The sequence below is a fragment of the Actinomadura sp. WAC 06369 genome, from assembly GCF_003947565.1.
GTDB lineage: Bacteria > Actinomycetota > Actinomycetes > Streptosporangiales > Streptosporangiaceae > Spirillospora > Spirillospora rifamycini.
Map to the genome: position 1 here is coordinate 20,173 of NZ_QHJN01000100.1, position 10,618 is coordinate 30,790.

Here is a 10,618-nt window from a genome sequence, read left to right on the forward strand (position 1 = left end):
GGGAGTCGGCGAGTTCCTCACGATGAACGTCTTCGGCGTGCACCGGAAGGAACGGCTCGGCGTCAGCCTGCTGGAGGCGACGGAGAGCGAGGCGCGGGAGCGGCAGGCGAAGATCAAAGCGCTCCGTGAGAAGATCGACGAGATCGAGACTCGCCGGACCCGCCTGCTGCGGAACCTGGAGCACTGCGAGGACGACGGTGACCTGGTCCGCGACATCCGTGCGCGGTCGGCGACGCTGTCGGCCGAGCGGAACGCCAAAGTCGAGGAACTGGCGGAGGCCGAGCGGGACCAGCCGGAGCGGCCGTGTCCCGAGCTGCTGGATCTGCTCCCGACGGGGAAGGTGGATCTCGCCAAGGCCCCCGAGCCCGTACTGCGGCGACTGTTCGAGGCGTTCCGATTGGAGATCCGCTACGACAAGCGAACGGACATCGCGGAGTGCCAGATCACACTCGCGGGCGCAGCAACAACCCGTCAGACGGACGTGGCACAGGATGTCGTGACGGATACAGTAATGGGCGGCGATGATGCCGCCCGTTCCCGTCTGTTGGGTGCCCCCTGCAGGATTCGAACCTGCGCACACGGCTCCGGAGGCCGTTGCTCTATCCCCTGAGCTAAGGGGGCGTGCGCCCTGTGTTGGGCGCGGTAGAAGGTTACCAGGGTTGGCGGGGTGACGCGCACCTGGAATGTTCGCCGTGCGTCGAGGGGTGGAGTGGGCTAACTTCGTGGCCGTGACCGAGCCACTGGGACGCGTGCTGGTCGTCGATGATGACGAGGTGATCCGCCAGCTCATCGCCGTGAACCTGCAGTTGGAGGGGTTCGAGGTGTCGACGGCGGTGGACGGTCAGGACTGCCTCGACAAGGTGGGCGAGGTCAGGCCGGACGTCATCACGCTGGACGTCATGATGCCGCGGCTGGACGGGTGGGTGACGGCGATCCGGCTGCGGGAGGACCCGGCGACGGCGCACATCCGGGTCGCGATGATCACCGCGCGGGCGCAGGAGCACGACGTCCGGCGGGGGCACGAGATCGGTGTCGACGCTTATGTGACGAAGCCGTTCGATCCGAACCAGATGATCCAGACGGTCCGGAAACTCGCGGCTGTGTCCAGATAGTGGTCAGATAGTCTCATCCGGGTGACTCCTGCCGATGTGAGCGCCGCCCTGGTGGCGGGGTTGCGCGATGCCGCGGCCCGGGGGGAGTTCGCGGGGGACGTGCCCGCGGACGTGCCCGTGTTCGCTCGGGGGCCCGGGGTGTTCGAGAGCCCCGTGGCGCTGCGGCTGGGGCTCGATCCGGAGGTCGTCGCGCGGTGGGTCGGTGGTGTCGTTTCGCGGGGGTTCGTCCGGGTCAGTGTGGGCGTGGACGAACTGGTGGAGCGTGTCCGGAGTGATCCTGGTTACGGGGTTGCGCGGGTGCCGGCGTTCCGGTGGGACGAGTGGCCGCGGACGTTCGAGAATCCCGGGTTCGTCGTGCGGTACGCGTATGCGCGGGCGTGCTGGGCCGTCCGGTGGGCTCGCGAGGTAAAGGTTCCGGAGGGTTCGCTGGTGCGGGCGGAGCCGGAGGAGTTGGCGGTGGTCTCCTTGTTGGGAGACTTCCCTGGGCGTGCGGCTCAGGCGGAGCGGGAACGGGACGCCAGGCCGTTGGTGTTGTGTCTGGAGAAGGTTGCCGGGGCGTACCACGACGTGCATGAACGTTGTCCCGCCGCGGACGGAGGACGGGTCGCCTTGGCCGAGGCGGTGTCGCGCGTCCTCGGCAACGGCCTGAACATGATCGGTGAGACCCCTAGAGAGCGAATATGAGCCGTGTACATCCTGCCGGTCCCCGGCATGCCGACGTCCTGCCCGAAGACCACCCGGCGGGGCCGGCTGAGGATCTGAACGCACTCGATGTGCGGGTGTGGCCCCGGAACGCCGCCCGGGAGGACGGCGCCATGACCGTGGGCGGTGTGGACGTGCGGGATCTGGCCCGGGAGTACGGGACGCCCCTGTACGTCTACGACGAGGACGACGTGCGGGGCCGGATGCGCGAGTACGCGGCGGCTTTCCACGACGGTGACGTCCACTATGCGGGCAAGGCGTTCCTGTGCGGGGCCATGGTCAAGTGGCTCAACGAGGAGGGGCTCGGTCTGGACGTGTGCAGTGGCGGGGAACTCGCGGTGGCGTTGGCCGCTGGGTTTCCGACCGAGCGCATTACCTTGCACGGAAGCAACAAGGCCACGTGGGAACTGGAGAAGGCCCTCGAGGTGGGGGTCGGACGGATCGTGCTCGATTCGTTCGAAGAGATCGCGCGGTTGGGCTATCTGGCCCGTGAGCGCGGGGTTCGGCCCAAGGTGATGGTGCGTGTGACCACGGGGGTGGAGGCGCACACGCACGAGTTCATCGCGACGGCCCACGACGACCAGAAGTTCGGGTTCTCCCGGAGTTCGGGCGCCGCGCTCGAGGCGGTTCGGCGGGTGCTGGCGCTCGAGCAGCTGGAACTGGTGGGGCTGCACAGCCACATCGGCTCGCAGATCTTCGACGTGGACGGGTTCGAGGTCGCGGCGCACCGGCTCGCGGAGCTGCTCGTGGCGATCCGGGACGAGCACGGCATCGAGCTCCCGGAACTCGATTTGGGCGGCGGGTACGGGATCGCGTACCTGCCGGACGAGGAGCCGCACGACCCGAAGGCGATCGCGGACGGGCTCCGCGAGATCGTCGCGCGGGAGTGCCGGGCGTACGAGCTGGCGATGCCGCGGCTGACGGTGGAGCCGGGGCGCGCGATCGCCGGTCCGGGGGGCGTCACGCTGTACGAGGTCGGCACGGTGAAGGACGTCGAGGGGCTGCGCACGTACGTGTCGGTCGACGGGGGGATGAGCGACAACCTCCGCACCGCGCTGTACGGGGCCGAGTACACCGGCGTGCTGGCGAGCCGGTCGTCCGATGCCCGGCCGATGCTCAGTAGGCTTGTCGGCAAGCACTGCGAGAGCGGCGACATTGTGGTGCGCGACCTGTGGTTCCCCGAAGATATTGCGGCGGGGGACCTGGTCGCGGTCGCGGCGACGGGTGCGTACTGTCGTTCGATGGCCAGTAACTACAACCACGTCCCGAAGCCCGCCGTGGTGGCGGTGCGGGACGGCAGGTCGCGCGTGATCGTCCGGCGGGAGGGCGTCGAGGACCTGCTGCGGCTGGATGCGGAGGTCGAAGCGTGAAACGCCGACTGCGGGTGGCGCTGCTCGGGTGCGGCGTCGTCGGCACGGAGGTCGTGCGGCTGCTGCACGAGCAGGCGGACGACCTGGCCGCGCGGGTGGGCGCGCCGCTGGAGCTGGCCGGGGTCGCCGTGCGGCGGCCCGACCGGGTCCGCGCGGGCGTCCCGGCGGAGCTGGTCACGACGGACGCGCAGGCGCTGGTCACCCGGGACGACATCGACATCGTCATCGAGGTGATCGGCGGGATCGAGCCGGCGCGGACGCTGCTCCTCGAGTCGATGAAGTCGGGCAAGTCCGTCATCACGGCCAACAAGGCGCTGCTGGCGGAGGACGGCGCGACGCTGTTCGCCGCCGCGCGCGAGTACGGCGCGGACCTGTACTACGAGGCGTCCGTCGCGGGCGCCATCCCGCTGCTGCGCCCGCTGCGGGACTCGCTGGTCGGCGACCACGTGCACCGGGTGCTGGGCATCGTGAACGGCACCACGAACTACATCCTCGACCAGATGGACACGCATGGCGCGGGGTTCAACGACGCTCTGGAAGAGGCCCAGGCGCTGGGGTTCGCGGAAGCGGATCCCACGGCCGACGTGGAGGGGTTCGACGCGGCGGCCAAGGCCGCCATCCTGGCGCAGCTCGCTTTCCACACGCCCGTCACCGCGGCGGACGTGCACCGGGAGGGCATCACGGAGGTCAGCCCGGGCGATGTGGCGGGCGCCAAGGGCATGGACTGCGTCGTCAAGCTGCTGGCCATCTGCGAGCGGATCCCGTCCGAGGACGGACGCAACGGGCGCGGGGTGTCGGTGCGGGTCTATCCCGCGATGATCCCGCGGTCGCACCCGCTGGCGAGCGTCCGGGACGCCTACAACGCCGTGTTCGTGGAGGCGGAGTCGGCCGGGTCGCTGATGTTCTACGGCGCGGGCGCGGGCGGCGCCCCGACGGCGTCGGCGATCCTCGGCGACCTGGTCGCGGTGGCGCGCAACGTCGCCGGGGGCACGCCGGGCCCGGTCGAGGTGACGTACGCGAAGCTGCCGGTGCTGCCGATGGGCGAGACCGTCACCCGCTACTACATCCAGCTGGACGTGGCGGACGAGGCGGGCGTCCTCGCGACCGTGGCGGAGGAGTTCGCCCGGCACGGGGTGTCGATCCAGGCCGTCCGGCAGGTCGGGACGGGCGAGGACGCGCAGCTCGTCGTGGTGACGCACCGGGCGCCGGACGCGGCGCTGTCCGCGACGGTCGAGGGCCTGCGGGGGCTGCCGATCGTCCGCGAGGTGGCGAGCGTCATGCGCGTCGAGGGCGAGGACTGACGCGGGGCGCGTCCGGCGCGTCCCGCACGCACTAGAATTCGCACGACATCGCAGGTCGTGCGGCGGTCTGGGTAGGGACCGCAGGTCGGCAAGGAGAACGACGTGAACCCCAACGCCCGCGCGTGGCGCGGCCTCATCGAGGAGTACCGTGACCGGCTCCCGGTGACGGAGAAGACCCCCGTCGTCACGCTGCTGGAGGGCGGCACGCCGCTCGTCCCGGCCCACCGGCTGTCCCAGCTGACCGGCTGCGAGGTGTACCTGAAGGTCGAGGGCGCGAACCCGACCGGCTCGTTCAAGGACCGCGGCATGACGGTCGCGATCAGCAAGGCGGCCGAGGAGGGCGCGAAGGCGGTGATCTGCGCGTCCACCGGCAACACCTCGGCGTCGGCGGCGGCGTACGCGGTGCGGGCCGGGATGACCTGCGCGGTGCTGGTGCCGCAGGGCAAGATCGCGATGGGCAAGCTGGCGCAGGCGCTGGTGCACGGCGCGCGGCTGCTGCAGGTCGACGGCAACTTCGACGACTGCCTCGAGCTGGCGCAGAAGCTCGCGGTGGACTACCCGGTCGCGCTGGTCAACAGCGTGAACAAGTACCGGCTGCAGGGGCAGAAGACGGCCGCGTTCGAGATCGTCGACGCGCTCGGCGACGCCCCGGACGTCCACTGCCTCCCGGTCGGCAACGCCGGCAACATCTCGGCCTACTGGATGGGCTACAAGGAGTACGCGGAAGGCGGGGAGGCGTCGCGGCGGCCGCGGATGCTGGGCTTCCAGGCGAGCGGCGCGGCGCCGTTCGTCAAGGGCGAGCCGGTGCTGAAGCCGCAGACGATCGCGACCGCGATCCGCATCGGCAACCCGGCGTCGTGGGACCTCGCGGTCAACGCGCGGGACGAGTCGGGCGGCGCGATCGACTCGGTCACCGACCGGCAGATCCTCGCCGCGTACCGGCTGCTGGCCCGCGAGGAGGGCGTGTTCGTCGAGCCGGCGTCCGCGGCGAGCGTCGCGGGACTGCTGCAGGCGAGCGAGCGGGGCGGCGTCGAGCGCGGCGCGAAGGTCGTCTGCACGGTGACCGGAAACGGCCTCAAGGACCCCGACTGGGCGATCTCCGGGGCGCCCGCCCCGACGACCGTGAAGGTCGACGCGCACGCCGCCGCCTCCGCGCTGGGCCTGACCTAGATGGGGCGGCCGCAGGCGCCGGTGACGGTGCGGACGCCCGCGACCAGCGCGAACCTGGGGCCGGGCTTCGACTCGCTGGGCCTGGCGCTGACGCTGCACGACGACGTCGAGGTCGCGCCGACCGACGACGCGACGGCCATCGAGGTGGACGGCGAGGGCGCCGAGGTCGCCGACCGGGGCGAGCGGCACCTGATCGTCTCGACGCTGCGGGCCGGGTTCGACCGGATCGCCGAACTGGGCGCGTCCGGTCCGGGCCAGCCGAAGGGCTTCCGGCTGCGGTGCCGCAACCGGATCCCGCACAGCCGGGGGCTCGGGTCGTCGTCGGCCGCCATCATCGCCGGGCTGGTCGCCGCGCGCGCGCTGCACCCGGACGGTTCCGTGCTGGACGACGACGAAGTGCTTCGGCTCGCGACCGAGATCGAGGGGCACCCCGACAACGTCGCGCCGTGCCTCGCGGGCGGGCTGACCGTCGCGTGGACGACACCGGACGGTCCGCGCCTCGTGCGGCTCGACCCTCGGATCGACCAGGCCGTGGCGTTCGTCCCGGAGCAGCGTCTGGCCACCGAGCGCGCGCGCGGGCTGCTGCCCGAGACCGTCCCGCACGCGGACGCGGCCGCGAACGCCGGACGGTCCGCGCTGCTCGTCGCCGCGCTCACCGCGGGCCTCCACGGCGCACTCCTGGACGCCACGGAGGACCGGCTGCACCAGGATTACCGGGCCCCCGCGATGCCGGAATCCGCGGCGCTCGTGGCGCGGTTGCGCAACGCGGGCGTCCCCGCCGTGATTTCCGGGGCAGGTCCTACTGTCCTGGCCTTCACAACTGCATCACAAGTTGATTCGATGGGGCTTGAAGTGGGTAATGGGTGGCACGAACACCCGTTGCAGGTCGCGGTCCGCGGCGCACGCGTCGTGGCCGGTGAACCGCCCGTCCGGCCCTGACCCCCGGCACCGCTGGAGCGCGCCCGCACACCGCTCCCGCCGGTACCGGATCCGGCGAGATCCACCGAGGTAAAATGCGAAGACATCGACCTCTGGGGAATAGCAGTGCGCCCTGGTGATGTTAGGCTGAATGCCGCACCAGATGCCCCGTTCGGGGCAGCGTGCTCGTCAGCCGCGCGTCGCCAGATCGGCCCTTCGGCCGTGTCGGTCCCGCGTACTAGGCTTCCCGAGACCGTGACATCCCGATGTCAGGCATTCCAGCGAAACTTCGGACGTGGCGGGACCCGGGACACGCACGAGCGAACCGTCCCGACCATCATCTGGCTGTGCCCAGACATCGCGGCTCGCGACCCCATCGTGAGCAGCGGAGCCCGACTCGGCGCCCCCGCCGGGCCGCACTACCGGGTTGACTGGCCGAACGCCGGCCAACACCCGCTCCCTGGGAAGGACCCTTAGTGAGCGAATCCAGCGAACTCCTGACGGACGCATCCGGCACGACCGCCGTCGAGGCCGGCGCGGAGCCCGCCGCCACCCCCCGGCGCCGCCGGCAGGGCACCGGCCTGTCGGCCAAGGTGCTTCCTGAGCTGCGGCAGATCGCGTCCGAGCTCGGCATCACCGGCACGACCGGGATGCGCAAGAGCCAGCTCATCGCCGCCATCCAGGAGAAGCAGGGCGGGGCCCAGGAGCAGGGCTCGGCGGGGAGCGAGCAGGGAGCCGCTGCCCCGGCCAAGACCGAGCGTCCCCGGCGCACCCGCACCGCCGCCAAGCGCGACGCGTCCGACGACGCGGCCACGGCCACGGCGGCGCCCGAGCAGGCGCCCGCCGACAAGCCCGCCGACCGCGGCGACAAGGCCGCCGACCAGGCCGAGCAGCCGCAGAAGGCCGCCGACAAGGGCGACAAGGCGGAGAAGGCCGAGCAGCCGCAGAAGGCCGCCGACAAGCCCGAGCGCGGCGACAAGGGGGAGCGCGGCGGCCGGCAGAACGGGCGCGCGGCGTCCGACGGCAGGTCCGACCGCGCCGAGCGGCAGGGCCGTGACGAGCGGCAGAGCCGCGACGGCGACGACGACACCCAGGGCGGACGCGAGCGCGGCGAGGGCCGCGACGGCCAGCGCGACCGCGGTGAGAACCGCGAGGGCGGCGGCCGCCAGCGGCAGCGCGGCCGCGACCGCGACGGCCAGGGCGGCCGGCAGCGCGGCGAGGGCCGCGACCGCGACGGCGGCCGCGACCGCGACGGCGGGCGCGACGGCCAGGGCGGCGGCCGGCACGACGACGACGACGGCGGCGGCCGCGGCCGGCGCGGGCGCCGGTTCCGCGAGCGCAACCGCGGCCGCGGCCGCGAGCGCTACGAGGAGCCGGTGATCAGCGAGGACGACGTCCTCATCCCGGTCGCGGGCATCCTCGACATCCTGGACAACTACGCGTTCGTCCGGACGACCGGCTACCTGCCGGGGCCGAACGACGTGTACGTCTCGCTGTCGCAGGTCCGCAAGAACGGGCTGCGCAAGGGCGACGTCATCACCGGCGCCGTCCGGCAGGCCCGCGAGGGCGAGCGGCGCGAGAAGTTCAACGCGCTCGTCCGGCTCGACACCGTCAACGGCATGGAGCCGGAGCAGTCGAAGGGCCGCGTCGACTTCTCCAAGCTGACCCCGCTGTACCCGCAGGAGCGGCTGCGCCTCGAGTCCGACCCGGGCGTCCTGACGACCCGGATCATCGACCTCGTGTCGCCGATCGGCAAGGGGCAGCGCGGCCTGATCGTGTCGCCGCCGAAGGCCGGCAAGACGATGGTGCTCCAGGCGATCGCCAACGCGATCACCAAGAACAACCCGGAGTGCCACCTGATGGTCGTCCTGGTGGACGAGCGTCCGGAAGAGGTCACCGACATGCAGCGGACGGTGAAGGGCGAGGTCATCCACTCGACCTTCGACCGTCCCGCCGAGGACCACACCACGGTCGCCGAACTGGCCATCGAGCGCGCCAAGCGGCTCGTCGAGCTCGGCCACGACGTCGTCGTCCTGCTCGACTCGATCACCCGCCTCGGCCGCGCCTACAACCTGGCGGCCCCGGCCTCCGGGCGGATCCTGTCCGGTGGTGTCGACTCGACCGCGCTGTACCCGCCGAAGCGCTTCTTCGGCGCCGCGCGCAACATCGAGAACGGCGGCTCCCTGACGATCCTCGCCACCGCCCTGGTCGAGACCGGGTCGCGGATGGACGAGGTCATCTTCGAGGAGTTCAAGGGCACCGGCAACATGGAGCTCAAGCTCAACCGGCAGCTCGCGGACAAGCGGATCTTCCCCGCGGTGGACGTCGACCAGTCCAGCACCCGCAAGGAGGAGATCCTCATGGCCCCCGAGGAGCTGCGGGTGGTCTGGCAGCTCCGCCGGGTGCTGCACGCGCTCGACACCCAGCAGGCGCTGGAACTCCTCATCGAGAAGATGAAGGAGACCAAGTCGAACGCCGAGTTCCTCCTGCAGGTGCAGAAGACCACGGTGTCCGACGACCGCTGACGCGTCGCACGTCGCCCCCGTCCGGCTCGTCCGGGCGGGGGCGACGCGTGTCCGGGCCCCCATGGTGGGGTTTTCCCCACCACCGAACTACAGGTGGACGTCATGGCGGCCCCACCCCCCGTCGAGCACTCTTGAACCGTACGGAGAGCGAACCGCGGAGGGGTGACATGGGCGGGTTGAGCACGGTGCCGGGCGGCGGCGCCGCAAGGCCGGGACGGTCGGTGGTGCGCGCGTCCTGGCGGCCGCTGGACATGGCGCGTTCGTCCATCACGTGGCGGGCCGCGGCCTACCAGCTCGTCGGCCTCGCGTTCGGCGTCGCCTGGTTCATGGTGCTGGTGACCGGCGTCGCGCTGTCCGCGGGCCTCCTGATCATCTGGGTCGGGGCGCCGCTGGCGGCCCTGCTCCTCCTCCTGTGGCGCGCCGGCGCGGTCTTCGAGCGGGCGCTGATGAAGGGCGCCTACGGCGTCACGATCCCGAGCCCGTACCGGCCGATGCCCGAGGGCAACCTGTTCCGGAAGCTGAAGTCCATGGCGGGCGACCCCGCCACCTGGAAGGACTTCGCGTACTTCGCGCTCCTCTTCCCCGTCACGCTCATCGAGTTCACCGTCTCGGTGATGCTCTGGACGGCGACCGGGGTGCTCCTCGCCGCGCCGGTGGTCGTCCTCCTCGGCGAGGACATGCGCATCCAGATCGGCGACCTCGTCTACTTCCCGCAGAACCTCTTCGAAGCGCTGCCCGCCTTCGCCGCCGGCTGCGCCCTGCTCGTCCTGGCCATGTACGTGACGCGGGCGATGGGCATCGGGCACGCCCTGTACGCGGTGTTCCTCCTCGGCCCGAACGCGTCCCAGACGGAGGCCCGCCGGCAGCAGGCCCGCGCCGACCGCCTCCAGGCCAGCCGCGCCCGCGGCGTGGACGCCGCCGAGGCCGAGCGCCGCCGCATCGAACGCGACCTGCACGACGGCGCCCAGCAGCGCCTGCTGGCCGTCGCGATGGACATCGGCCGCGCCCGCGCCAAGCTCGAGGACGACCCCGAGGGCGCCCGCGCCCTGATCGAGCAGGCCCACACGGGCACCAAGGAGGCCATCTCCGAACTGCGCGACCTGGCCCGCGGCATCTACCCCGCCATCCTCACCGACCGCGGCCTCGACCCCGCCCTGTCGGGTCTCGCCGCCCGTGCCCCCGTCCCCGTCGAGGTCGACGTCGACCTCCCGGAGCGTCCCCCGGCCGCGGTCGAGAGCATCGCCTACTTCATCGTCGCCGAGTCCCTCGCGAACATCGCGAAGTACGCCCGCGCCACGCGCGCGTCCGTCCGGGTGGCGCGCGAGGACGCCTGGGTCGTCGTCGAGGTCATCGACAACGGCGTCGGCGGCGCCGTCGCCGCCCCCGACGGCGGCCTCGCCGGCCTCGCCGACCGAGCCGCCACCATCGACGGCATGCTGATCGTCGACAGCCCGCCCGGCGGCCCCACGATCATCCGCGCCGACCTCCCCTGCACCTGGTAACCGCCCCCACCGACACCC

The 10,618-nt window shown here is 71.9% G+C and carries 8 protein-coding genes and 1 tRNA gene; 8 read left to right on the forward strand and 1 reads right to left on the reverse strand.

The features are described 5' to 3' along the window. Positions 1 to 549 precede the first annotated feature (549 nt). Positions 550 to 621, reverse strand: a tRNA-Arg gene (locus DMH08_RS24920). A 128-nt stretch (positions 622 to 749) separates the two neighbouring features. Here DMH08_RS24920 and DMH08_RS24925 point away from each other — a divergent pair. The 8 genes from DMH08_RS24925 (at position 750) to DMH08_RS24960 (ending at position 10,600) form a co-directional block, all read left to right on the forward strand. Further along, a complete protein-coding gene (locus DMH08_RS24925) occupies positions 750 to 1,112 on the forward strand; it encodes a response regulator transcription factor (protein WP_026402429.1) in 363 nt (120 codons plus the stop codon). A 21-nt stretch (positions 1,113 to 1,133) separates the two neighbouring features. Further along, entirely contained in the window at positions 1,134 to 1,796 is a 663-nt protein-coding gene (locus tag DMH08_RS24930; RefSeq protein WP_125618091.1) for a DALR anticodon-binding domain-containing protein, read from the forward strand. Beyond that, a complete protein-coding gene (lysA, locus tag DMH08_RS24935; RefSeq protein ID WP_125618093.1) occupies positions 1,793 to 3,184 on the forward strand; it encodes a diaminopimelate decarboxylase in 1,392 nt (463 codons plus the stop codon). Before DMH08_RS24930 ends, lysA begins: the two co-directional genes overlap by 4 nt. 14 nt (positions 3,185 to 3,198) lie before the next feature. Further along, entirely contained in the window at positions 3,199 to 4,485 is a 1,287-nt protein-coding gene (locus DMH08_RS24940; protein ID WP_125618107.1) for a homoserine dehydrogenase, read from the forward strand. Positions 4,486 to 4,587: 102 nt separating this feature from the next. Further along, a complete protein-coding gene (gene thrC / locus DMH08_RS24945; protein WP_125618095.1) occupies positions 4,588 to 5,655 on the forward strand; it encodes a threonine synthase in 1,068 nt (355 codons plus the stop codon). Next, positions 5,656 to 6,594 (forward strand): homoserine kinase, encoded by a 939-nt coding sequence (gene thrB, locus DMH08_RS24950; protein ID WP_125618097.1) that lies wholly within the window; start codon positions 5,656 to 5,658, stop codon positions 6,592 to 6,594. It begins immediately after the preceding gene. A 455-nt stretch (positions 6,595 to 7,049) separates the two neighbouring features. Further along, the gene (rho, locus tag DMH08_RS24955) at positions 7,050 to 9,098 is read left to right on the forward strand and encodes a transcription termination factor Rho (RefSeq protein ID WP_125618099.1); all 2,049 of its coding nucleotides are present in this window, start codon (positions 7,050 to 7,052) and stop codon (positions 9,096 to 9,098) included. Positions 9,099 to 9,265: 167 nt separating this feature from the next. Then, positions 9,266 to 10,600 carry a sensor histidine kinase gene (locus tag DMH08_RS24960; RefSeq protein WP_125618101.1) on the forward strand — a complete coding sequence of 445 codons (1,335 nt, stop codon included), beginning with the start codon at positions 9,266 to 9,268 and terminating at the stop codon, positions 10,598 to 10,600. Positions 10,601 to 10,618: the final 18 nt, after the last annotated feature.